This is a genomic window from Paraburkholderia sp. RL18-085-BIA-A, from assembly GCF_046027075.1.
Classification (GTDB): domain Bacteria; phylum Pseudomonadota; class Gammaproteobacteria; order Burkholderiales; family Burkholderiaceae; genus Paraburkholderia.
In genome coordinates, this window is record NZ_JARESU010000060.1 from 1 (window position 1) to 25,095 (window position 25,095).

The 25,095-nt window shown below is 60.3% G+C and carries 16 protein-coding genes and 5 pseudogenes; 12 read left to right on the forward strand and 9 right to left on the reverse strand.

Annotated elements, in window-relative coordinates; translation table 11 throughout:
- Positions 1–51: 51 nt before the first annotated feature.
- From oxlT to P0D89_RS30700, 4 genes and pseudogenes are all read right to left on the reverse strand, one after another.
- Positions 52–1,383, reverse strand: coding sequence for an oxalate/formate MFS antiporter (gene oxlT, locus P0D89_RS30685; protein ID WP_408363444.1), 1,332 nt, complete (start codon positions 1,381–1,383; stop codon positions 52–54).
- A 623-nt stretch (positions 1,384–2,006) separates the two neighbouring features.
- Positions 2,007–2,144: pseudogene (locus P0D89_RS30690) on the reverse strand (alpha/beta fold hydrolase); the annotation flags it as partial.
- Positions 2,145–2,167: 23 nt separating this feature from the next.
- Positions 2,168–2,496, reverse strand: a pseudogene (locus tag P0D89_RS30695) (xanthine dehydrogenase family protein molybdopterin-binding subunit); the annotation flags it as partial.
- Between the two features lie 213 nt (positions 2,497–2,709).
- A pseudogene (locus P0D89_RS30700) lies at positions 2,710–3,012 on the reverse strand (Dps family protein); the annotation flags it as partial.
- Positions 3,013–3,144: 132 nt separating this feature from the next.
- On the opposite strand from P0D89_RS30700, the gene P0D89_RS30705 reads away from it, so the two are divergent.
- The 9 genes from P0D89_RS30705 (at position 3,145) to P0D89_RS30745 (ending at position 12,744) form a co-directional block, all read left to right on the forward strand.
- Positions 3,145–3,834 (forward strand): hydrolase, encoded by a 690-nt coding sequence (locus P0D89_RS30705; protein ID WP_408363442.1) that lies wholly within the window; start codon positions 3,145–3,147, stop codon positions 3,832–3,834.
- Positions 3,835–4,090: 256 nt separating this feature from the next.
- Positions 4,091–5,959 carry an amidohydrolase gene (locus P0D89_RS30710; RefSeq protein ID WP_408363440.1) on the forward strand — a complete coding sequence of 623 codons (1,869 nt, stop codon included), beginning with the start codon at positions 4,091–4,093 and terminating at the stop codon, positions 5,957–5,959.
- Positions 5,960–5,998: 39 nt separating this feature from the next.
- Positions 5,999–7,468, forward strand: a complete 1,470-nt coding sequence (locus P0D89_RS30715; protein WP_408363438.1) for a mechanosensitive ion channel domain-containing protein — start codon at positions 5,999–6,001, stop codon at positions 7,466–7,468.
- Positions 7,469–7,609: 141 nt separating this feature from the next.
- Positions 7,610–8,431, forward strand: a complete 822-nt coding sequence (locus P0D89_RS30720; RefSeq protein ID WP_408363435.1) for an alpha/beta fold hydrolase — start codon at positions 7,610–7,612, stop codon at positions 8,429–8,431.
- A 79-nt stretch (positions 8,432–8,510) separates the two neighbouring features.
- On the forward strand, positions 8,511–9,152 hold the full coding sequence (locus P0D89_RS30725; protein ID WP_408363433.1) for an HD domain-containing protein: 642 nt from the start codon (positions 8,511–8,513) through the stop codon (positions 9,150–9,152).
- Positions 9,153–9,227: 75 nt separating this feature from the next.
- A complete protein-coding gene (locus P0D89_RS30730; RefSeq protein WP_408363431.1) occupies positions 9,228–9,476 on the forward strand; it encodes a DUF1427 family protein in 249 nt (82 codons plus the stop codon).
- Between the two features lie 40 nt (positions 9,477–9,516).
- Positions 9,517–10,200, forward strand: a complete 684-nt coding sequence (locus tag P0D89_RS30735; protein ID WP_408363429.1) for a YoaK family protein — start codon at positions 9,517–9,519, stop codon at positions 10,198–10,200.
- A gap of 101 nt (positions 10,201–10,301) precedes the next feature.
- Positions 10,302–11,252 carry a VOC family protein gene (locus tag P0D89_RS30740; RefSeq protein WP_408363427.1) on the forward strand — a complete coding sequence of 317 codons (951 nt, stop codon included), beginning with the start codon at positions 10,302–10,304 and terminating at the stop codon, positions 11,250–11,252.
- Positions 11,253–11,262: 10 nt separating this feature from the next.
- Positions 11,263–12,744 carry an alginate export family protein gene (locus P0D89_RS30745; RefSeq protein WP_408363425.1) on the forward strand — a complete coding sequence of 494 codons (1,482 nt, stop codon included), beginning with the start codon at positions 11,263–11,265 and terminating at the stop codon, positions 12,742–12,744.
- Between the two features lie 68 nt (positions 12,745–12,812).
- On the opposite strand, the pseudogene P0D89_RS30750 reads toward P0D89_RS30745, so the two are convergent.
- Positions 12,813–13,118: pseudogene (locus P0D89_RS30750) on the reverse strand (helix-turn-helix domain-containing protein); the annotation flags it as partial.
- A 293-nt stretch (positions 13,119–13,411) separates the two neighbouring features.
- Here P0D89_RS30750 and P0D89_RS30755 point away from each other — a divergent pair.
- Positions 13,412–16,396 carry an ATP-binding protein gene (locus tag P0D89_RS30755; RefSeq protein ID WP_408363423.1) on the forward strand — a complete coding sequence of 995 codons (2,985 nt, stop codon included), beginning with the start codon at positions 13,412–13,414 and terminating at the stop codon, positions 16,394–16,396.
- Positions 16,397–16,403: 7 nt separating this feature from the next.
- Here the strand turns inward: P0D89_RS30755 and P0D89_RS30760 are convergent, their stop codons facing one another.
- Together P0D89_RS30760 and P0D89_RS30765 are read right to left on the reverse strand one after the other, a co-directional pair.
- The gene (locus P0D89_RS30760) at positions 16,404–17,324 is read right to left on the reverse strand and encodes a LysR family transcriptional regulator (protein ID WP_408363421.1); all 921 of its coding nucleotides are present in this window, start codon (positions 17,322–17,324) and stop codon (positions 16,404–16,406) included.
- 255 nt (positions 17,325–17,579) lie between these two features.
- Positions 17,580–20,315, reverse strand: coding sequence for a UPF0182 family membrane protein (locus P0D89_RS30765; RefSeq protein ID WP_408363419.1), 2,736 nt, complete (start codon positions 20,313–20,315; stop codon positions 17,580–17,582).
- Between the two features lie 194 nt (positions 20,316–20,509).
- On the opposite strand from P0D89_RS30765, the gene P0D89_RS30770 reads away from it, so the two are divergent.
- Entirely contained in the window at positions 20,510–21,880 is a 1,371-nt protein-coding gene (locus P0D89_RS30770) for an MFS transporter (RefSeq protein ID WP_408363417.1), read from the forward strand.
- Positions 21,881–22,027: 147 nt separating this feature from the next.
- A pseudogene (locus P0D89_RS30775) lies at positions 22,028–22,135 on the forward strand (IS6 family transposase); the annotation flags it as partial.
- A gap of 326 nt (positions 22,136–22,461) precedes the next feature.
- On the opposite strand, the gene P0D89_RS30780 reads toward P0D89_RS30775, so the two are convergent.
- A complete protein-coding gene (locus P0D89_RS30780) occupies positions 22,462–24,621 on the reverse strand; it encodes a malate synthase G (protein WP_408377653.1) in 2,160 nt (719 codons plus the stop codon).
- 41 nt (positions 24,622–24,662) lie between these two features.
- Entirely contained in the window at positions 24,663–25,067 is a 405-nt protein-coding gene (locus tag P0D89_RS30785; protein WP_408363413.1) for a heme-binding protein, read from the reverse strand.
- Between the last annotated feature and the right edge of the window lie 28 nt (positions 25,068–25,095).

Consider the following 25,095-nt stretch of genomic DNA (forward strand, 5'->3'; position numbering starts at 1 on the left):
TGTAGTGGAGTGTTGTGTGGTTGGTCGTGATTGGGGCGCTTGCGCTGTCGTTTATTCAGATGAGCCGCCGGGCCACTGCTGCAGTCGTGCTTCGGCAATGACTACGCCGGCTGGCACGCCCGAGTTTTCGATCCAGCGCTTTCTCATGGGTGCAAGGATGAACTTCGCGCATACGGCGGCCGCGATCGATATCACCGCCGCCGAGATGAACACGGTGCTCCAGCCGCCGTTGGCCGACAGAAGCGATGCGACCGGTACCAGCATCGCGGCCGTACCCTTCGCGGTGTAAAGGGTCCCCGCATTCGCAGCGGCGTGTTTGCTGCCGAACGTGTCCGCGCACGTCGCCGGGAAGATCGAGAAAATCTCGCCCCAGCACAGGAATACGGCGGCCGCGAAGAACATGAACGCATACGGGTTGTGGCCAAACTGCATCAGCCCCAGCAGCGCGACGCCTTCGCCCAGGAAGATCATGAACATCGTGTTTTCACGGCCAATGCGGTCAGATAGAAAGCCGCACAAGGGACGGGTGAGTCCATTGCAGAGGTTGTCGATCGACAGCGTCATCGTGAGGAGCGGCAGCGTGATGCCGAGCAAATTCACCGGCAGTCTGGCAAAGCCGTATTCCTTCGCGATCGGCCCGAGCTGTGCGGTCGCAATGATGCCGCCGGCCGCAACGAACACGAACATCAGATACAGCACCCAGAAGAGCGGCGATCGGATCATCTCGCCGGACGTGTAGTCGGTCTTGCTTGCGACGATTCGTTTAGCCGGGATCGCGGAGGCGGGGGGCTTCGGCCGCACCAGCATGGTAGCGAGCAGCAGGATGCAGACACCCTGGAAAATGCCGAAGAACATGAACGCGTGCTCGTAGCCCGAACGCTGGATCATGTTGGCAATCGGTATCACCGTGACGGCCGCGCCGGCGCCGAAACCCGCCGCAGTCAAACCGGCGGCGAGACCGCGTTTGTCCGGAAACCATTTGAGCGCCATGCCGACGCAGGTGCCGTACACACAGCCCGCGCCGATACCGGCAATGACTGCTGCGACGTATAGATGGGAGAGACTGGTCGCATGCGCGTTGATGACCCAGCCGAGCGCGGCGCACAACGCACCGCCGATCACAACCGGGCGCGGCCCGAACTTGTCGACGAGCCAGCCTTCGACGGGCACGAGCCAGGTTTCGGTGACGATGAAAATCGTGAAAGCGGTCTGGATTGCCGCTTGACCCCAGTGGTGGGCGTTGTCCATCGGCACGACGAACAGCGTCCATGCGTACTGAAGGTTCGCGACGAGTCCCATGCATACGATGCCGATCGCTAGTTGCACCCACCGGTGATGCCAGAGGGGTGCGCGGCCGCCGTCCGATACATTGGAAAATCCCATGTCTCCGTCTCCTGTATATTCCGTCGCGCTCAAGCGGCGCGTTGGACGTCCGTGATCGAATCGCTTCGCCGCCGGTTTTACCTGCCGGTAATGAAGCGCCAATGGTCGGCCAGAGGGAACTGCACTAACGAAATCTGTTACTCGTTGTTCGCACGACAGGTGAGTCGAAGCTGTTACACGTGCTGCTGTGAGAGAAGATGCTGCGCGAGATCAGCAATAAGTGAAAGTTAAAACATTTTATGGTTTGTATTAGGTAACAGTAATACAAGGGTTCGTTCCGATTGCTGAATTGACCAGAAAGGCTCTGGTCATCGCCCGGCACGGAAAAATCTACGCGCTGACCAACGGCAGGAGCCTCGCGCTGGGCTGCCGAAGATCAAGTGCAGCTGTGTCTTCGGGGGCGCTCGCCGGATTCCCTGCGAGGCCGAAATGGCGGGCAGCGTGGCGGGGGCAGATTGGTGCTCGCCACCGTCGCCGTGGCGGCTTGAGAAATCCATGCATCAACAGAACGCTATTCGTTTTCGTAAAAACTTTAGCCATTGTTAATCTATGCGCCCGTTCAGCGGCGATTGCGACCGTCAGTAAACTTGGCTGCATGGGCGGTCGTGAGCAATGACCCGTTAGCCTTTCTGCACGAGGAATAGCATCTGTGCATCCCACGCGTCGGCATCGAGCGGCTAGCCGTGCGAAAAGATGACGGGTTTACCCTAGCCAATCCTTGAAAAAATGCGCGTGCCGTCTTTGGTGGTTACCGTGTTCATCGTATGACGTTCTCCATGCTGTGTTCGGTGGCGATCTGCTTCAGATCGCGGTGCACGGCAGCGGGGCCGGGCAACGGACGCCCGGCGCTCCACTGGCTTCCTGCGGCCAGCGCGCGTTGTGCCTGCACGGCCTGCCATTCGGTTTTTGCAACGGCGGCCAGCATGCCGCCGTTCCTGATCACCTTGACGACGCCCGGCATCTTCAGAATATCGGACGTATTGGTTTGCATGAGCCTCGCCTCATAGACAGGCGGCAGCACCACGCGCGCATGCAGCATGTCCGGCATGAACATGTCCTGGACATAGCTCGGGCCGCCATCGCCTTGGCCGGAACGTCCAATCGCGGCTGAGATTCCCGCGGGGCGCGTGATGCGCTTGCTAGAGAGCTTCGATGCGAGTCCGCATAACGTCGATGCAGTCGTCCATGCAGCGTATTTGCCCAACCGCCGCCACTCCAGCAAAGTGCGCGCGCTGATTCAGTTTCTCGAAGCGCGCCTGCAAATTTCGCTGGAAGGATGAGCCACGGCGTGCTCACGCCTTGCAAGCGTCTTCACATCACGCGGCGTTATGCGTGACGTCCCGATTCGAGCAGGAACCACACGCGCTGTTCTGCTTCGTCGATCCAGTTTTCGAGCAGACTCGCCGTCGCGACATCGCCGTATTCGCCGCACAGTGAGTGCGTCTCGCGCATGTAGGCGGCGAGCGCCAGATTGTCCGCGCGCAATTCGGCCAGCATGTCGCTGGGCGTCACGAAGTCCGTGTCATTGTCGAGAATCCGCTGCAGCTTGGTGATCTGGCCGGTGGACTGCAGTGTCTTGCCGCCTACCTTGCGTGCACGTTCCGCGATCGCGTCGGTCGTTGCGAAGATTAAGAATTATTAAGGGCTTTGCCAAGGACTCGGTGAAACACCGTCGATAGACTGGGACACAGTTTTTCTCGCACTTCAGGCGAGTGCGGCATGTCTTCCCGTGTTCACCAAATCATTAGGACGTACAAAGCCATGGCAAATCCGAAACTCGAAGTCCTGACACCTGCAAATTCGCAGATCATCTTCATCGACCACCAGCCGCAAATGGCTTTTGGGGTCCAGTCCATCGACCGCCAGGTACTTAAGAACAATGTAGTGGGACTCGCGAAGGCAGCGCGGGTGTTTAGCATTCCCACCACTATTACGACAGTGGAATCCGAAAGTTTCTCTGGATATACGTACCCCGAGTTGTTGGACGTGTTTCCAGGCCACAAAGTGCTGGAACGCTCGTCCATGAATTCGTGGGATGACCAGAAGGTTCGTGACTCGCTTGCTGCAAATGGCCGGAAAAAAGTGGTGGTGGCGGGCCTTTGGACAGAGGTTTGCAACAACACGTTTTCGCTATGCGCGATGGACGAAGGCAACTACGAAATCTATATGGTCGCCGACGCGTCGGGCGGCACGTCGAAGGAGGCGCATGAGTATTCGATGCAGCGCATGATTCAGGCCGGCGTGGTTCCGGTGACCTGGCAACAGGTGCTGCTCGAATGGCAGCGCGATTGGGCGCACAAGGAGACTTACGACGCGGTAATGGCGATTGTCAAAGAACATTCGGGTGCGTATGGAATGGGTGTGGACTATGCCTACACCATGGTGCACAAGGCTCCCCAGCGCGCAGCAGGCTCTCACGAGGTTCTGGCGCCGGCGCCTGCAAAGAAGTAAACAGTCGCGCTACATCGTCCGGCGGGCGGCTCGAACACTGTGCGGGTCGCATCCACTTCGGATCTATGGAGCTGCCGCCGGCACGAACGTGCCGCTAGATGCAGCGGGCATCGAGGGCAGTGCATCGAAGTCCTGAATCCTGCATGCCGGCCGCCATCCATTTTGAATGCTTGATGGGAAGACGACCGCGGCAAGCGTTCGCTTCCCAGGAATAGCTCTGCGCGTGAAAACCGGAGCACTCCCAATGAGGATCGCCATGAATTCCAATACTTCTGAGCCGACGCCGGCCGATGTCGTGTTCTTCAACGGCAAGATCGCCACGCAGGACGACAAGCGCTCGTTTGCCGACTCTCTCGCGGTGGCGAACGGCCGCATCATCGCTTCGGGGTCGCGCGAGACTGTGATGCGCCACTCAAACCACAGCACGCGGCAGATCGACCTCAAAGGGCGCACGGTCATCCCCGGTCTCAACGATTCCCACCTGCACATCATTCGAGGTGGGCTGAACTTCAACATGGAGTTGCGTTGGGACGGCGTGCCGTCGCTGGCGGACGCGCTCGACATGTTACGCAAGCAGGTGGCGCGCACGCCGGCGCCTCAATGGGTGCGGGTGGTGGGCGGCTGGAACGAGTTCCAGTTCGCCGAGCGGCGTGGGCCGACGCTCGAAGAAATCAATGCGATCGCGCCGGACACGCCCGTGTTCATTCTGCATCTCTACGACAGCGCGCTATTGAACGCAGCCGCACTGCGGGCCGTCGGCTATACGAAAGACACGCCGAATCCCCCTGGCGGCGAGATCCAGCGCGACAAGCGCGGCAATCCGACCGGCATGCTCATTGCGCGGCCGAACGCCGGTCTGTTGTATGCGACGCTGGCCAAAGGTCCGAAGCTCGCACCGGAGGATCAGCGCAATTCCACGCGGCACTTCATGCGCGAGCTCAACCGGCTCGGCGTGACAAGCGCGATCGATGCGGGCGGTGGCTACCAGGCCTATCCGGATGACTACGCCGTCATCATGGATATGGCGAAGCACAACGAACTGACGGTGCGTATCGCGTACAACCTGTTCACGCAGAACGCGAAAAAGGAAATCGAAGATTTCGCGAAATGGGTGAAGATGACGAGGCCCGGCGAAGGCGACGATTTCCTTCGTGTTAATGGCGCGGGTGAAATGCTGGTTTTTTCCGCCGCCGATTTCGAGGACTTTCTCGAGCCTCGACCGGATTTGCCGGACTCATTGGAGGTCGAGCTGGAAGCTGTCGTCAAGCTGCTGGTCGCCAACCGCTGGCCATTCCGCCTTCACGCCACCTACAACGAATCGATCGAGCGCTTCCTGAATGTATTCGAACGCGTGAACGCCGAGATTCCGTTTAACGGGCTGCGCTGGTTCTTCGACCACTGCGAGACCATCACACAACAGAATATCGACCGGGTGCGCGCGCTCGGCGGCGGCATCGCGATCCAGCATCGGATGGCCTATCAGGGCGAGTACTTCATCCAGCAATATGGTGAAGAGGCTGTGCAGCACACGCCGCCTATCCGCCGCATGCTGGATGCCGGACTGCCCGTCGGCGCGGGAACGGACGCCACGCGCGTCGCGAGTTTCAATCCGTTCGTTTCACTGTACTGGATGGTGTCGGGCAGGACGGTCGGCGGCACCGCGATGTATTCGAGCGTGAACAAGCTGGACCGAATGGAAGCGCTACGCCGTTACACAGTGGGCAGCGCGTGGTTCTCGAACGAGGAAGACCGCAAAGGCGCGTTGGTTCCCGGCCAGTTCGCGGATTTCGCGGTGCTCAGCGACGACTACTTTACCGTCGAGGAAAGCCGCATCAAGTTCCTGACCTCGGTGATGACGGTAGTGGGCGGCAAGGTCGTCTATGCCGACGACGAATTCGCGCCGCTCGCACCTGCGGATCTGCCGGTGAGCCCGTCGTGGTCGCCAGTGGCGGAATTCGACGGCTACAGCCGTTACAAGCCGACTGCGGTGGCATGCGTGGATGGCTGCGTGAATCTGTGCGGCGTGCATGCGCATGCGCATGGCTGGGCATGGCGTAAAAACGTGCCGGTCAGTGATTCGAACGGGTTCTGGGGTGCATTGGGCTGTAGCTGTTTCGCGTTCTGATATCCGCGAATTCGTGGCGCCAGCAGAGCGAGGATCATGATGCCGACACTGACAGACGGTGTGCTGTTTGGCCTGGGCATCCTGGTCGTCGAATTTCTCGCCTGGCGCTTCATGGATCGGAGGAGCGACCAGACGCGCCTCGCCTTTCGTGCGCTGATGTTTGGTCTATCGACCTACGTGCTGTTCAGTTCAGGGATGAATCCGCTGCGCGCGGCGCCATGGCCGGATGAGCCGCTGCGCCATCTCCTCGCGCAGGCGTTGGAGGTGGTGTGGTGGCTGCAGGCCGCGCGCCTCGTCACCATCATGTTGGATCGGGTGGTATTGCCCGAAACATGGCATAAGGAGCGTCTGTTTCAGGATGTGCTCGGCGCGCTGGTGTTTATGGCAGCCGCAGTGGGGGCGATTGCGTTCGTGCTGCAATTGCCGGTGCGCGGACTGCTTGCGACCTCCGGCGCCCTCGCCGTCGTGCTCGGACTCGCGATTCAGAGCACCCTCAATGATGTATTTTCCGGTGTCGTGCTCAATGCAACCCAGCCTTTCCGGTTGGGCGACTGGATCACCATCGGCGAAGTGGAAGGCAAAGTCGTGGAGAGCAACTGGCGCGCGACGAGTCTGCTCAACGGGCAGGGCAATATCGTCGTGATTCCCAATAGCGTGGCGGCGCGTAGCAATATTGTCAACGCCAATGAACCGTCGCATACGCATGGCATCAGCGTCGTGCTGCCGGTCAAGCCGTCAATCCGGCCGTCCGTCGTACTCGAAGCGCTCGCCAATGCCGCCGCCAGTTCCGAAGATGTGCTGAGCGAGCCCAAGCCGCTCGTGAGCGTGCGCCGCGCGACAAACGACGCGATCGAGTACGAGATCGTTTGCTACGTCGATGCATTGAGCAAGAAGATCGACGTTCGCAACGATCTGTTCGATCTTGCGCATCGCCACCTGCTTTCGCGTGGAGTCGTGCTGCGGCCGCTTTCCGTGCCCGAACCTGTTGTCGGGAGCGAGGATGAAAAACATCGCTTGCTGCGCAGTGTGATGATTTTCCAGACGCTCGACGACGACGAGATTTCGGAACTCGAAACGAAGCTGACCATGCACGAGCTTGATGTTGCGGACACCATCTACACCGCAGCGGATGAGCGCGGCCACGAGCTTCATATTCTGGCGCGAGGCGTAGCGAAAGTGACCGTAGCGAAAGACGGTGTCGAGATCGAACTGCGAAGGCTCGCGCCCGGCGACTCGATCGGCCAGTCAGGAATCCTTGCCGGCGTCAGGACCGGCGTGATCGTACACGCACTGACCCGCGCCACCGTGTTCCGGCTCGACAAGACCGCGTTGACACCAGTCCTTGCGAGACGCCCCGAGGTGGCAAAGGAAATGTGCCGCTTGCTTTCCGAACATCACGCAACCGAAGAGATGCTGCTCGCGTCACCGGTCACTGTCGATGGGACCTCCGGCGGTTTGCTGCAATGGATTCGCGATGGCGTGCGGCGGTTCCATGAGCTGACGCTTTGAGCCGGATCTCTGGATGCCGTGTTGATTAAGCTTTTTTAAGAACCCGCCAAGGTCTTTATTCGATTTATTCGCTACGCTGCAATGGACAATCGGCAAGCTTTCTACCGAAGAGATCCGGCGCAATCAATCATGGAGATTCATGTGAGTACTTTCACAACATGCGACGGCACCCAGCTCTACTACAAGGATTGGGGCGTGGGCCAGCCGATCGTCCTGAGTCATGGTTGGCCGCTGAACGCCGACATGTGGGAATACCAGATGAAGTTTCTCGCCGACAACGGCTTTCGCGTCATCGCCCATGATCGCCGAGGCTTTGGACGCTCGGCTCAGCCGTGGTCGGGATACGACTACGAGACGTTCGCACGCGACGTCAACGAGTTGATCGAGGCACTCGATCTAAGGGATGTGATTCTCGGCGGGTTTTCGATGGGTGGCGGTGAGGTGGCGCGTTATATCGGCCGCTTCGGTACGCGGCGCATCGCCAAGGCGGTACTTGTTAGCGCGGTGACGCCTTTGATGATCCGCCGTGACGATCATCCCGAGGGCATGGATCCGGCAATTTTCGACGGCATCCGCGCCGGGCTGCTGAACGACCGTCCCAGGTTTCTCGACGATTTTGGCCCGCTCTTTATGGGCAGCGATCAGGAAGGATCGAAGGTGACCAGGCAGATGCTCGACTGGACCCTATCGCTCGGGCTTCAAGGTGGATTGAAAGGCACCTGGGACTGCGTGGCGGCTTTCTCCGAAACAGACTTCAGACCGGATCTTGCGAAATTCGACGTGCCCACGCTGATAGTGCACGGTGACGCGGACGCGGTAGTGAGCTTCGAGGTAACGGGGAAGGCGGCAGCCGCGCTGATCAAGAACTCGACGCTACGGGTCTACGCAGGTGCACCGCATGCGCTTTACGTGACGCACAAAGATCAGCTCAACCAGGACCTCCTCGACTTCGCGCGGTCCTAGACATCGCCCGGCTGCGATGGCCGTCTGGCACGCCGGTTGACGCATATCGGGAGGACCTGTCCGGCACGGAGGAGTTGACATGACGAAAACCATTGCGGGAGTCGCTATTCCCGACAGTGCGATGACCCGGAAGGCGACCGAGCAAATCCGGGCCACAGAGTCGCAGTTGATGTTCCATCATGCGCTAAGGGCATATCTGTTTGCTGCGCTGACCGGCTATCGCGAGAAGCTGACATTCGACGCGGAGCTGCTTTATGTCGGCGCGATGTTTCACAACGTCGGCCTGAACTTGAAGCACCAGCACTCTCCGTGGCGGTTTGAAGTGGATGGCGCCAACGAGGCACGTGAATTTCTGCGGCAGCACGGCGTGGCTGAGAGGGCGATCGAAGAGGTGTGGGAGGCAATTGCATTGCATACGACGCCGGGCATTACTGAGCATATGTCTCCACTTGTCGCTCTGGTCAGCGCCGGGGTGCAGATGGATGTTCGAGGCGCCCGCTACGACGAATTCACTGCGCAACAGCGCGACGAAATCGTGCAGGCCTATCCGCGCGAATCCAGCTTCAAGAAGAAAATCATTGAGGCGTATGCGCGTGGTATGGAGCATCGTCCCGAGACGACGTTCGGTACGGTAAACGCCGACGTTCTGGATCGGTGGAACCCGAACTATCGACGGTTGAATTTTTGCGGACTGGTGCTCGGATCGGACTGGCCCAATTGACATGGCTTGACGTGAAGTACTACCGCTTACCGATCGTATCGGGAGCGAACGGCGGATATCGAAAGGACAATCAGAATGGGCTACGTAATTTCATTAGGAGTTGGTTTCGCGGTCGGACTCCTCTATTGGCTACTCAAGGTGCAATCGCCCGCGCCGCCGTTGATCGCGCTGGCAGGTCTGCTCGGCATGGTGTTGGGCGAGCACGCCATACCAGTCGTCAAGGCACAGCTCTTTGCGCAGACGCCGACGGTCCAGGTCGCGGAGCAGATGAAGGGCGCTGCAGCGGAGAAAGCTGCGCCGGGCGCGACAAAAGAGGGCGGTTGATGTCGCTGGCGCGAGTCTTTCGCTTGCAGGGGAATCGTTCGTGAAAAAACATGAAGACACGATTCTTGCGCTGATTGCGGGTTACGTCGACACAGTTGGGTTCGTCGCGTTGTTTGGGCTATTTACCGCGCACGTGACCGGCAACTTTGTGCTGATCGGCGCGGAGGTTGCCGGCGTGGGGCAGGGCATGCTGCTGAAGCTGCTGGCGTTTCCGGCTTTCGTCGTCGGCATCGCATTGAGTAGCGTGATTTTCAAATTCCTCGAACGAAGTCTCTCGGCGCATGCCGCGAGCGCGTTGTATCTGCTTCAGGCGATGCTGCTCGCTTCATTCCTTGTAACAGGCTTGATTGCGACACCGATCACAGATCCGAGCGCAGCGATGGTGTTGGTGTGCGGCGTACTGGGAACGATGGCGATGGGCGTGCAGAACGCGCGCGGCAGGTTGCTGCAGGTGACCAGTCTACCGAATACGGTAATGACCGGAAACGTCACACAGATTGTGCTCGATGTGATTGAACTCATCCACAGGGGCATGGCGGGAGAGCATGGGCAAAAGGTGGAGGAACGCCTCATGTCGACGTTAGCGGCGATGTGCAGCTTTGCCCTCGGCGCGATTTGCGGCGCAATGGCGTATGTCAGTTTCTCTTTCTCCGCGATTGCGCTCCCGGTAGCCGTTTTGCTGTTTCTCGCATGGAGTAAAAGGGCGGCCGACGAGAGGCGATAGCCAGCATGGAAGACATCGCTTCACAAACGTTCGACGAACGATATACGGCCTCGATCAAAGGCTGACCTATCCAGACATTGCTAACACTATCAGGTAACGAAATGCTCAAGTCGCTTCATCGATTCCGCCAGATTGGCCTGCTGTCCGCTGCGATACTGATCGGATTGACGCCAGTTTCATCTGCTTTCGCCGATGCCGGGCCGTCGGAAGTGTCGAACGGTAAAGCCGCGCTCACCGCGAAGCACCCTGACGTATCAGTGGGCGCGCAGTACGACACCACCCACGTGTACGTCGCTTCAGCCGATCTCGATGCATTCGTGAACAGTTTCCTTGCGACGTTCGGCGGCAAGGCGTCACCGCGCGCTGTGTTCACGGTGACGCCCACGCCGAGCAAGACAGCATCGCAGTATGTGCAGACGCCGGTCGGCATGCTCTCCGTGTTCGGGTTCGAAACGCCGATTCCGTATCCATTCGGTAATGAGCGAACCGGCTACCTGGTCACCGATATCGATCAGGCGGTGAAGGCGGCACGCGCGGCGGGCGCGGACGTACTCGTCGACACATTCGATGATCCGATCGGCAAGGACGCGGTCATTCAATGGCCGGGTGGCCTGACGATGCAGTTGTATTGGCACACCAAGGCGCCCAACTACGCACCGTTGCACAGCGTGCCGGATAACCGCGTGTATGTGTCGCGTGACGAAGCGAACAACTTCATTCGCCGCTGGCTGCAATTCTCGCACGGCAAGGTGGTGTCCGACGACCCGCGCGCGGACGCCGGCGTGATCGGCCGGCCGGGCGAGACGATTCGCGAGATCCGGATCAACTCGGGTTTCGGGCGCATGGTGGTGTTCGTCACCGACGGCAAACTGCCGTTCCCGTTTGGGCGCGAAACGACCGGTTATGCCGTCGATGATCTCGCGCAGACGCTCGATCGCGCGCAAGCGGCCGGCGCGAAAGTACTGTATCCGGCGTATGGCAATGGGTCGGGGAAGACTGCCGTCATCGAATTCCCGGGCGGTTACATTGCTGAAGTTCACGATGGCCGATGAAGGGCAAGCAATGAAGCCGCTGAAGGCGCGCGGGCGCCCGAAGCGTAGTTCGGCGCTGCGAGCCGTCCGTGCCCTGCTGATCAGCACGGGTCTCGCGGCCGCGCTACCTGTTTCAGCTGCGGATACGGCGCTTGGCGGCGCTGACGATACTTCCGCGGATAGCACTGCCGCGGCGTCGTGTGCACGGCCCGTGGTCATGTTCAACCGATGGCAGGAAAACTGGTCGGCGTTGGCCAATCCGTGCGTGCCGAGACGGCCTTTCGATTCGCTGAAGTACATCCCGCTGTTCGGCAATCCGGACGCGTATATCTCGCTGGGCGTGGTGTTGCGCGAGCGGTTGGAAGTGAACAACGCGCCGCTGTTCGGACTCGGGACGGCGCAAGACGACACATACCTGTTGCAACGTCTGGAAGTCCACGCGGATGTCCGCCTCGGCCCACATGTGCAGATCTTCACGCAATTCGAAGACGCGCAACCGTACGGCAAGAACGTCGTCACGCCTGTCGACAAGAACCCGCTGGATCTGCGGCAGGCGTTCGTCGCCATCATCGAGCCGCTTGGACCTGGTACCTTCAAGTTCCGGGTGGGGCGGCAGGAAATGGCGTTCGACTTGCAACGATTCATCTCGGTTCGTGACGGCCCGAACGTACGTCAGGCGTACGACGCGATCTGGGCCGACTATGAAACCGGTCCTTGGCGCTGGATCGCCTATGCGACGCAGCCGGTGCAGTATCGCGACACTTCCGATTTCGATGACTTTTCCAATCGCGATCTGACCTTCAGCGGCGTACGCGTGGAGCGCAAAAATGTCGGGCCAGGCGATCTGTCCGCGTACTACTCCCGCTACAACCGCAGCAACGCGCACTTTCTCGACGCGACCGGGGACGAACACCGTGACGTATTCGATGCGCGCTATTCCGGCAACGTCAACCATCTCGACTGGGACGTCGAAGCGATGTATCAGTCCGGACATGTCGGCAGCACGACGATCGGTGCGTGGGCGGTAGGGTCGCTCGCCGGCTACACGCTGGCGACAGTGCCATGGACGCCGCGCGTTGGCATCCAGGTGGATGCCGCATCGGGCGACAGCCATCCAGGAGACGGCCGGCTCGGCACGTTCAATCCGCTCTTTCCGAACGGGTACTACTTCGCGCTGGCCGGTTATACCGGCTACACGAACCTGATTCACATCAAGCCCTCGCTCATCGTCAAACCGAACAGCAAGCTGGCGCTGCTGGCCGGCATAGGTCTTCAATGGCGCGAGACCACCGCGGACGCGGTTTACCAGCAAGGATCCGCGGTCGTGCCGGGCACCGCGGGACGTGGCGGACGCTGGACCGGCTTCTATACCCAGCTGCGCGCCGACTGGGCGGTCAGCGCGAATCTCGCCGCGGCGCTCGAAGCGGTGCATTTCCAGGTGGGACAGTCGCTACGCGACCTGGGTGCCCGCAATGCCGACTACGTCGGCGCCGAAATGAAATTCACCTGGTAGACACGGTATCTGCAAGTGGCCATCGCGTTGAGGTGTTAGATGAGATCGATTTTGTGAGTACCCGCGCTCGGCACGGATCTGTCCTTGATAAGGTTTTCCCAGCGGGTGTCCCACTGATAGACCTCGTCGTACACACGATCGATCAATGCTTCCTTGCTTGGAAAATAGCGGTAGAGAAGCGGCTGCGTCACGCCCAGTTGGCGTCCTGGTTCGCGGGTGCTGCCGGAAAAACCGTGCATCGGGGAATGGTCTATGGCTTTCAGCACGATCTGGCGTTCCCGCACGTCCGGTGCGAGGCGGCGCGTGACGCCCTTCTCGTTGTCATGCGCCTCACTGGTCGAGGTTGTTTCGACCGTCCGTACGTTTCTCGGCATGGCTGTTCGGTACCCCGGTATGTTCGGACGCACGATACAAAGTTTGCCACTGTCTGGCTAGGCGACGACCTGCCTGCGAGCAGGCAGACTGCGCGTGCCGGATACCCTCGGAAGTAGTGCGAACGGCAGTGTGCAGTCGCTGAGCGCCGCCCGCGCAGTGCAAAATTTTTGAACTATACGTTCAGTTTTTTCCGCGCATGCGCGTTCTGCGTTGCTCTAGACTTCGGGGACGTACCGCTGTGCGGTACGTCCTCAGTCGTTCCTCTACCCGCGGTGTCTTGGATACTCAGGCAATGCTTCGAATTGGCCCACTTCAAGTGGACGTCGCCAGCCGGGAACTGTTTCTCGACGGTCAACCTGTGCGGCTGGGAAGCCGCGCGTTCGACATGCTGGCCGTACTGATTGCAGCGAATGGCGCGCTGGTATCGAAGAACGAAATGCTTGAACAGGTATGGCCGGACACGGTCGTTGAAGAGAACAATCTTCAGGTGCACATGTCCGCGCTGCGCAAGGTGTTGGGCGACAATCGCGGACTGATCCAGACCGTGTCCGGACGAGGTTACCGGCTGGTCCGCAGGGCGACGGCGACACCTGATACCAGCCAGGCGGACGGCGGCGACGAACTGGAGGACGCCGATGACCTCATTCATGGCCGGACCGTCCCCAACAATCTGCCTTCCCATTCGTCGGCGCTGATCGGGCGGGACAAGGCTATCCATGACATCGCGCTCGCGCTGACTTCGGCCCGCCACGTCACGCTGGTCGGCTCGGCTGGGATCGGCAAGACCCGCTTGGCCATCGAGGTCTCGCGCGGTTTGCTGGAGCGCTTCCCGGACGGTGTCTATCTGGTATCGCTCGCCTCCACGTGCGACGCAGGCAGTGTCCTCGCGATGTTCGCGAGCAGCATCGGCATGAATCCGGCCACCGGGCCGCTCACGCTCGCGCGTGTCAGCAAGGAACTCGGTGAGCGGCGCGTGTTGTTCATCCTGGACAATTGCGAACATGTGCCCGGCCCTGCCGCCGAACTCGCCGAGACGCTGCAGAGCGTGAGTCCGGCCGTCCGCGTTCTTGCGACCAGCCGTGAGCCACTGCGTGTCGTGAACGAATGCCTGTATTGGGTCGCTTCGCTGGAAGTGCCCGACCAGGACGCGCAGACTCAGGATGTCCTGCAATGCAGCGCGGTGAAGCTGTTCCTGTCGCGCGCACGTGCGATCGATGCGCGTTTTTCGTCCGATGAGAGAAGCATCCATCTGACCGGCACGGTATGCCGCCGGCTCGACGGTATTCCGTTGGCGATCGAACTGGCGGCGGCGCGTGCGGCAATACTTGGCGTCGAGCTGCTCGCAGATCATCTCGACGACCGCTTCAACATGCTGACTGGCGGCAATCGCACCGCATTGCCCCGGCATCAGACGCTGAAGGCGACCCTCGACTGGAGTCATGGACTGCTCGATGACGCTGAGCGCGCGACCCTTCGCAGGCTCGGCATCTTCGTTAACGACTTCACGATGGAAGCAGCTATTGCGGTTGCCGGCGACGGCGCATTGCGCGAGTTCGACGTGATCGCGGCGGTATCGGGTCTGGTCGAAAAATCACTGCTGGTGGCGCGCGTAGAGCGTGGCAAAGCACGCTATCGCCTGCTTGAAACGACGCGCGCCTACGCGCTGCAGAAGCTCGAGGACAACGGCGAACAGCGTCTCGTCACGCTCAATCATGCGCGCTACTTCTTGAGCCTGCTGGAGCGCGATTCGTTGGACGGCGCGAACCCGGTGAGCGCTTTCTATGATAGATGGCATCAACGGATGCGCGAATTGCTCGACGATCTGCGAGCGGCGCTGGCATGGGCTTTATCGCCGAAAGGCGACCAGACGCTGGGCGAAACACTGGCTGTGAAGCTCGTGTTTCTGCTTTATGAGCTATCACTGGTCGACGAGTGCAGGGTCTGGGCACGGCGAGCGCTCGATACCGTGACCGCGACCCATCAACGTTCGCACTCGAGCAGGTACTTGCGCCTGCGTATGCAACTGCTGGCGGCACTCGGCGCGGCACTGGTCTATGTCGACGGGCCGAACCGTGAAGCCCTCGGCATCTGGGCCGAGGTCCTCGCATCGGCGATCGCTCTCGGCGACCAGCGGTTCGAAGCCCGTGCGTTGTGGGGTATGTGGAACGCGAGTCAGTCGTGCGGTGCGGTGCGCAATGCGCTGGCGTTCGCGAGGCGCTTTGCGTCGCGCGCCTCCGAAACCGGCGACGCGACCTGCGCAATCCTCGCCTGCCGGTTGCTGGGTATCGCTTCGCATTATGCGGGCGATCAACAGCAGGCCTGTTCGTCGCTTGAACAACTGCTGCTGCAGAGTGACGGCCTGCAGTATCGTCTGCCGCTCGGGCAGTCCGTCGATCAGCGCATCGCTGCTCGCGCGACGCTCGCACGCGTGCTGTGGCTGCAGGGTTTGCGCGACCAGGCGCTCAGGCTCGCGGAGGATTGCGCGGTGGAAGCATGCAATCAGGAACAGGCCATTGTCACGTGTTACGTGCTGGTTGAGGCGCTCGTTCCGCTGGCGCTACTGTCGGGAAAGCGGGATAGCGCTGCCAAGGCGCTTGCCTTGTTGCAGGAAGTGTCCGTGCGTGCCGGTCTGTGCGTGTATCAAGCGTGCTGCCGCTGTTTCGATGAATACCTGCGCTCGCTGGACGAGACTGCGCCGGAACGTTTGCCTGCTTTCCGCTCGTCGTTGGATGAACTCGAATCGGTCGAGTACGGCGCGCCGCGCGCCATGCTGGCCGCGCAATACAGTCTCGCGCTCGGCCGCGCTGGACGGTGGGAGGAGGGCATTGCTGCCGTCATCTGTGCGCTGGCGCAGTGTGACGACACCGGCGACTATTGGTACGCCGGCGAACTTAGGCGCGTTCATGGCCAACTGCTCTTGATGAGCCAGGCGGGCGGCCCACCATCCGATGACGTGGCGAGGGACGCGGAGGCATGCTTGACCGCGGCGCTCGAGGACACGATTGTGCAAGGCTGCCGTTCGCTGCAATTGCGAGCCGCGACGAGCCTCGGCTGCCTTTGGCACGCGCAAGGCCGAAGCGCGGAAGCCGTGCAACTGTTGAAATCCGCATGCTCGAAGCTTACGGAAGGCCGCGACTGGGACGACTTCAAAGCGGCGACGCACCTGATGCAGATCGCGGCCGCCGCCAGCGAGTCAGACAATGTTTGTACCGACCCACATGTAGTGGACGATTCGTTCGACGAACCGTCGTCCTGCAGCATTGAGGAACGTGGCTAGACGACCGTTATCCGTGCAACATCCTTTGTTGCGCGACCTCTTCGATCAAATCCGGCCGGTCCAACTGCTCGACCCACCAGCGCAGGGCTCTACCGGTCTCATCGTTGCGCCATGCGAGATAGAAATGCGTGGTGTCCCGCATGCCGATCACTTCCTTTTTCACCAGCTCGCCGCGGCTCAGCGGCTCGATAGCAAGACATTCCGGAATCGTGCCCACTGCCAGACCCTTGATCTGGGCGGCGAGCTTGGCTTCGAGCGTGGGTACTGTCAGGTATTCCTGATTGGCAGCGAGTGCGATGGTGCGTGGCGCCAGCTTGCGGGATGTGTCGCCGATCGCGACCGCTCGATGGCGCGCGACGATGTCCAGCGTAAGCGGCCCCGGTGTCGAAGCGAGAGGGTGATGCGGTGCCACCACGAACACATGCCGTAGCGAGCCGATCGGTTTGGCAATCAGATTGGGTATGGCCGGCGGCTCTCCCGCGGCTCCGACGATCAGGTCCGCACGGCGCGTCAACAGTGCGTCCCACGAACCACCCAGCACTTCCTTCGACAGATGCAGCCGCGTGTTCAGTTTCAACCGATAAAACGTATCGACATGTTCCCAGAGCAACTCGAACGGGATGATCTCGTCGATCGCAATGTGCAGCTCGGATTCCCAGCCGTGCTGGATTCTCTTCGCTTTGTTTTCGAGGTCTTCCGCGGCCTCCAGCAAACGGCGCCCTTCCTCGACGACCACGCGCCCGGCATGTGTGAGCGTGGCGCGGCGGCCGGTCCGGTCGAACAGCTTCACGCCAAGGTCGAGCTCCAGTTTCTGAACGAGATATGTCAACGATGACGGGACCTTGTGCAGCGTTTCCGCCGCGCTGGCGAAGGTGCCGGTTCGATCGATCGCATCGAGGACCTGGAGGACTTCAAAGGATAGGTTCATGACAAACTGCCGGATTGAATGGGGAACACGATCTTAAGAACGCTTCATGCGCGCTTCGTTGATGTACGGAGCGCCCGCCTAGGATGACGCACAACATGATTCAGCGCAATACGATGTCGGCATGACCAGGGTGATCGGGTTCAGATCGGGCTATCATGCGATGGTGTCGAGGACGGCCCGAGCGCTTTTCGCTCAAGCGGTTACGCACGGCGCACGGCATTCCCCCGCTTGCGCACGCTAGCAACCGCTCTCAGGTCACTTTTGATTCTGCGGACGCTCACCGCCCAGCGATTCAAGAAGCGGCCGGAGCGCATCGAGTTCCACGCCGAAGCCGGTCCAGTCTCCTGTTTTTAGCCGTTCGAGCGCGCGGTTATAGTGCGCGAGCGCCTCGCGGGCACGCGCGTCGGCTGTGCCTGACGACTTGGATATGGCGGGCGAAGTGTCCTTGAAGAGGGCTTCAAGGGCTTGCGCCAAGGTTTCCTGCATCACGACACGGTCACCATACGCGGCGATAACCCGCTTCAACTCCGGCAGCTGCCCGGACGCTGCGCGCAGGTAGAGCGGGGAAATGTAGAGAATTGAATTTTCGATCGGCACCACCACGAGATGGCCGCGGATGACCCGCGAGCCCATCTGGTTCCACAGTGAAATCTGTTGTGAGATCTCGGTATTCTGCTGGATGCGAGCCTCGATCTGGAACGGCCCATAGACGAGCTTGTCCTTCGGGAACGTGTAGACGATGAGCTTGCCGTACTCGGGCGGATCGCAACGTGCCGCGAGCCAGGCAATCATGTTTTCACGCTGACTGGGCACCATCGGCAGCAGGAGTACGAACTCGGCGCGTTGCTCGCCCGGCAATCGCATGATCATGTAGTACGGTGTCATTTGCGCGCCGGGCGTGTTTCCGGCATCGATGCCGCCCAGTTCTCGTGGAAACTGCCAGAGGTCCTCGCGATTGTAGAAGACTTCCGGCGCGTCCATATGGTAGGTGCGGTAGAGTTGCGCCTGGATCAGAAAGAGATCTTCGGGATAACGGATATGCTGACGCAGGTCCTGTGGCATTGCATTGAGAGGCTTGAACAGGCCAGGGAAGATGCGCTGGTATGTCCGCAAGATTGGATCGGCAGGATCGCTGACAAAGAACTCGACTGTGCCGTTGTACGCGTCCACAACTACCTTGACCGCATTGCGGATGTAGTTGGTACCGTCACCAGTGGCGGGCTGGGAGTAGGGGAACCAGCGGCTCGCGGTGTAAGCATCCAGTATCCAGAACAGCCGGCCGCCGCTCACGACAATATAGGGATCCTTATCGAACCCGAGGAAGGGCGCTATCGTGCGCACCCGGTCCTCGATATTGCGGTGGAGCAGAATCCGGCTTGCGTCAGTGATATAGCTGGTTAGCAGGATGTTGGGATCGCTGAGCTGCCAGGCGAAGAGGACGCGTCGTGTTGCAGTGCCGATGCCGATACCGTCGTGCCCGTTGTAAGCCGTGTAGACATTTTCCTTCCCTTGCGGAAAGTCGAATTCCGGCACGCTGCCCTTCACGATGACGTAGCCTTGACCGCCTTGACCAAAATAGAGGCGTGGTTCGCGAATAACAGGGCCGCCCTTGGATACAGGGGGAATGTCCTGCAGATAAAGTGACGGCAAACCCTCCGCGGATTTCTCGGTGACGGGAGACATCACGACACCATTGCCGTGCGTGAACAGGAGGTGCAGGTTCACCCAGGTCTGCGCATTGGCCGGAAGCATCGACGTATCGAGGTCGCGCGCGGAGAGCATCACCTGCCTGTAACCGGGCTCGAGCCAGTAGCGGTCGATGTCCACGGAAAGAAACCTGTAGTACGTCCTGATCTCCTGCAACTGCGCATAGGTATCCATCAGCGGCCGTATATCCCATAGACGGAGGTTGTCGATGGTTGCGCGATTGCTCTGCAACCCAGCCAGATTCAACTCCTGACCGGCAGAAAATGGTCTGACGGCGATTTGCGCGAGGCCGTAGGCCTTTCGCGTCAGCGCGATGTTGTGCCTGATATAAGGTGTCTCCAGTCTAAGCTCGCTTGGCTTGACATAGAACCGCTGATACAGCGCCGGATAGATGACGGCGAACACAAGCGAGCCGCCGAATACCAGCAGCACCGAGGCAGCGGCAACCCGGTAGCTGCGCCAGCGCATGTTGGCCCAAGAAGCAAGGGATGCGGCGATAGCAAGCCCGATGAGCAGCCACAGCACCGGCAATACGACGTGAATGTCGGTATAGCCCGCGCCGACCACGACGCCGTTGTCGCCATACAGCAGCAGAAAGCGATCGAGCCAGTAGGAGCCCGCTTTCACCGCAAAGAACAAGCCGAGCAGTGCTGAACCGTGAGCGGCAGCGGCTCGTGAGAGTCCGCGCGGCGGCTTCTCGATCTGTATGTCGCCACGCGCGCCATAGATCACTGCTGCAATGATTGCGCTGCAAAAGAGAACTCGTAGCAGCCAGTTCTTGAGCGCCACGTAGAGGGGTAGGGCGAAGAGATAGAAGCCGATGTCGTTGCCGAAGATCGGATCTCGTTCTCCAAATGGCATCTGATAAAGGAAGCGAAGCACGATGTCCCAATTCGAGACCTCGCTAGCTGCGATCAATAACCCCAGCGCAACGGCGGCCCCTGCGATCGCGGAGCGCCAGGGAATGCGCGGCGCGATCTGATCGGGGATTTTGCTCGGGAGTTCGAGAGCAACGGGCGACACATTTACGCCCATAGCGTAACGATGCGCGCAAAGCCCGGATACTGCGATGACCACCGCCGAGATAACGAACAGGGCAGCGAACAGCAGGACCCTGGAGTCGAGGATCGTCCAGAAAACGCCCGCATATCCAATCGAAGAAAACCAGAACCAGTCGACGAGGACACGCGTAATGCGCCCTGTAGCAATCAGGCAGAGGATAACAATACCAACAGTGACCGCGGCGCGTCTGACGCGCACGCGAGATATCGCTTGCGACGGCATCCTTCCTCCTTTCCCGGCGTGTCATTCACGACCAGCTTCGATCAGACTGTTCCTCTCTGCTGACTGCCGGTGCTGCGGCGGAAACTGCACAGCCATGCCATGTCCCGACTGATTGTAGACCGGCGAATACCGGAACCTCTCATCGCTCGAACGGTCTATACGAAGATCTCGCCCTTATTTTTGGGGGATCTCAAATGGCTGCCACGCAATCAGGGGCTATGCCCCTCTCCGATCAGGACGCCCGGCGCCAGTTGCGCCGCGCCGTCATCGCCAGCACGATTGGTACTACGATCGAATGGTATGACTTCTTCCTCTACAGTACGGTCACCGGCCTGGTTTTCGCAAAACTATATTTCCCGGGATCTGATCCACTCGTCGGCACACTGCAAGCTTTTCTGATCTACGCCGTCGGCTTTATAGCGAGGCCGGTTGGTGCGGCCATTTTCGGCCATTACGGCGATCGCATCGGACGCAAGGCCACGCTGATCGTGACGCTGTTGCTGATGGGACTCGCGACGTTTGCCGTAGCCTTTGTTCCGACCTATGCGACGATCGGCATCTGGGGTGCCGTCTTGCTGACGGTGCTGCGTTTCATCCAGGGTGTGGGCGTGGGAGGCGAGTGGGGCGGATCGGTCCTGATGTCGATGGAATGGGCGCGCACCAACGCGCATCGCGGTTTCGTCGCCTCCTGGCCGCAGTTCGGTGTGCCGGCGGGATTGTTCCTGGCCAACCTCGCAGTGCTGGCCATGAGTCAGATCTCCGGCAGCGGGTTCCTCACGTGGGGCTGGCGCGTACCTTTCTTCCTCAGTATTGTACTAATCGCGATCGGCCTCTACATCCGTCTGAATATTCTCGAGACGCCGATCTTCGCGCGGCTCCTGGCTGAACGCAAGATCGAGAAGACGCCGATGCTCGAGGTGTTGCGCCGCCAGCCGAAGGACATCCTTCTCTCGGCCTTTGCACGCATGGCCGAGCAGGCGCCTTTCTATATTTTCACGGCTTTCGTCTTCACCTATGGTGTCTCGGCACTGGGCGTGACACGCGACCTGTTGCTGACCGCGGTACTGGTGGCTTCAGTGCTGGAATTCGGCACCATCCCGCTCTTTGGCCACGTGTCCGATCTGATCGGGCGGCGACGGATGTATATGATCGGTGCCGCCGCGGTTGGCGTATTCGGCTTCCTCTATTTTGCAATGGTCGACACCGGGAATCCAATATGGATCTTCACGGCCATCGTGCTCTCGCTGGTACCGCATTCGATGATGTATGGTCCCCAGGCCGCTTTGATCGCTGAATCCTTCACGGGGCGGCTGCGTTACAGCGGTGCGTCCATGGGCTACCAGTTGGCTTCGGTCATTGCCGGCGGACCTGCGCCGCTCATTGCGACCGCACTTTTCGCTTACTACCATTCGGGCTATGCAATCGCGGGCTATATCCTGGCGTGCGCGGTGGTCAGCCTGATCGCGGCTTCACGGCTGGGTGACTACACGAACAAGGACATTTCGCGGGAATACGACGACGCACCGGCGAGCGGCGATAGCGGACACGCCACCCCGGCCGCCTGATTAATCGGCTTGTCGCGGTTTCCATCAATACGACGGGAAGAGTGTGGGTCAGGCCGGGTTCGGCTCTGATGCCAATAGAGCGATGTCGAATCGGTTAGGGAGTCGGTCTGAACGACCTGAGAGTTGGCAGTCAGCAAGCGGAAGAGTCTGGACAAGCTGTTTGCAGGCCGTCACTTTGACCGTGAGGTGATCATTCTCTGCGTTCGCTGGTACTTGCGCTACAAGCTCAGCTTGGGGCGCCTGGTCGAGATGATGGGGCCGTGAGCTGACACTATTCCGCAAGATCGCCCGCAGCATCCATGACAATATCGAGCTCCAGTTTCTGAACAGCATCGAGCTGATGCTTCGCATTCGCAAAGGCCAGTTCACCCTTGTGAAGTTCGGCCTCGAAGATACGGGAGCATCCGGACTCTGGAGTGCCCCGCGACTAAATGATTCGGGTTCCTCTGTAAGAGGAACCTGCGGTCAAGGTCAGCCATTTGCGTCACAGCCGCCAGTTGCCAAGCACATGGGTGCGCGGGACGACGGTGGCCGCCCGCGACGCGGGCTGAATCAGCCCACGTTTCGAATGCGATCTGCGACTACGACTTCGCGCCAAGTCGGAACTTGTGCAGCAGTGGCTCGGTATACCCGCTAGGCTGCGATCGTCCTTCAAAAACCAGCGCCTTCGCCGCCTTGAACGCGAGCGATGTGTCCAGGTGACCGGTCATTGGCTGGTAATGCGGGTCGTTGGCGTTCTGCGCATCCACCACCTTCGCCATGCGCTTGAACGTTTCGTTCACCAGCGCTTCCGACACCACCCTGTGATGCAGCCAGTTTGCAATGTGCTGGCTCGAAATGCGCAGTGTCGCGCGGTCTTCCATCAGACCGATATCGTGAATATCCGGCACCTTCGAGCATCCGACGCCCTGATCGATCCAGCGCACCACGTAACCCAGAATCCCTTGCGCGTTGTTCTCGATTTCCTTGCGGATTTCCTCGTCCGACCACTGCGCCTTTTCGACGACAGGAATTGTCAGCAAACCGTTGAGCAGTTCATCGCGTACGCTGTCGTAGGCAGTCTTTTCCAACTCTTGCTGCACGGCCTGAACGTCGACTTGATGGTAGTGCAGCGCGTGCAGCGTCGCGGCAGTCGGCGACGGCACCCAAGCCGTGTTCGCGCCCGCTTTCGGATGCGCGATCTTCTGTTCGAGCATCGCGTGCATCAGGTCGGGCATCGCCCACATGCCCTTGCCGATCTGCGCACGTCCGCGCAATCCCGAGCTTAAGCCCGCCAGCACGTTATTACGCTCGTAAGCCGCGATCCACGCCGACGATTTCATATCACCCTTGCGCATCATCGGGCCGGCTTCCATCGCGCTGTGCATCTCGTCGCCGGTGCGATCCAGGAAGCCCGTATTGATGAATGCCACGCGCGCCGATGCCGCCGCAATGCATGCCTGCAGATTGACGCTCGTGCGGCGCTCCTCGTCCATGATGCCCATCTTGATGGTATGACGCGGCAGCCCCAGCAGATCTTCGACGCGGCCGAACAGCTCATTGGAGAACGCGACTTCGGCCGGGCCGTGCATCTTCGGCTTGACGATGTAAATCGATCCAGTCCGCGAATTGAGCTTGTTTTGCAGGTCGTGCATCGCGCCCAGCGACGTCATCACGGCATCCAGAATGCCTTCGGGAATCTCATGACCGTCGCGATCGACAATCGCCGGATTCGTCATCAAATGCCCGACATTGCGGATGAACAGCAACGAGCGGCCGTGCAGCTTCACGGTCGAGCCGTTCGGCGCGGTGTATTTGCGATCGGCGTTCAGGCGGCGCGTAAAGGTCTTGCCGTTCTTGGTGACTTGCTCGGTCAGATCGCCTTTCGCGAGGCCGGTCCAGTTGCGGTAAAGCTGCACCTTGTCGGCGGCATCGACGGCGGCAACCGAGTCTTCGCAATCGATAATCGTCGAGACGGCCGCTTCCATCAGCACGTCTTTCACGCGCGCCGCGTCGGTCTTGCCGATGGAGTCCGTTGCGTCGATCTGGATCTCGAAGTGCAGGCCGTGATGCTTCAGCAGGACGGCGGAAGGGGAGTCTGCGTCGCCTTGATAGCCGATGAACTGCGCGGGAACCTTCAGTGCCGATGAGCCGTTCTTGAGCGTGACGGCGAGCTTGCCGCATTCGACGCGGTACGCGATGGCGTCGACGTGCGAGCCGTTGGCGAGCGGCGCCGCTTCATCGAGGAATGCGCGGGCGCGCGCGATCACGCGTGCACCGCGGACTGGGTTGAAGTAAGCGGTGCGCGCCGCGCCGTCGGTTTCGGGGATAGCGTCGGTGCCGTAGAGCGCGTCATACAGGCTGCCCCAGCGCGCATTCGCGGCGTTGAGCGCGTAGCGCTGGTTCGAGAGCGGTACGACGAGTTGCGGGCCGGCTTGCCCGGCGATTTCGGTGTCGACGTTCTGGGTCGTCGCCTGAACGGCCGCGCTCACCGGCACGATATAGCCGATGCTTTCGAGAAATGCGCGGTATGCCTTCAGATCGCGCACCGGCCCCGGATTTGCGCGGTGCCACTGGTCCAGCTCCGTCTGCAGACGATCGCGTTCTGCGAGCAGCGCGCGGTTTTTCGGGGCGAGGTCGTGGACGAGGGCATCGAAGCCTTTCCAGAAGGCTTCGCTGTCGATGCCGGTCCCGCTCAACGCCTCATCGTCTACAAATTTGCTGAGAACAGCCGCAACCCGCAGACCGTTTCGCTCGATCATTTCACCCATCATGTGCTCCAACAGTTTCAAATATCAATCAATCAGCCGTTGAGGCTGTTTGCTGCGGTTCTGGCCACTTGCGAATCCTGATCCGGCTTGACACCGGACACGCCCACTGCGCCCACAACGTGCCCGTCGACCACGACGGGGACGCCGCCTTCCAGCGTGCCGGCCAGCGGTGCGCTCAGGAACGCCGTCCGCCCGCCGTTGATCATGTCTTCGTACTGCTTCGATTCGCGTCGGCCGAGCGCTGAGGTACGCGCCTTTTCGGTCGCGATGTAAGCGCCTATCGGCGCACAGCCGTCGAGGCGGAGCAGGGCCAGCAGATGGCCTCCGTCATCCACAACCGCGATGGTGACTGCCCACTGGTTTTTCTCTGCTTCCGCGCGCGCGGCTTCGAGGATTTGAGTAGCTTCTACAACGGTCAATACGGCTTTGCTTTGCATGTCGGGGTTATCAAGTCAGTGTTTCGAA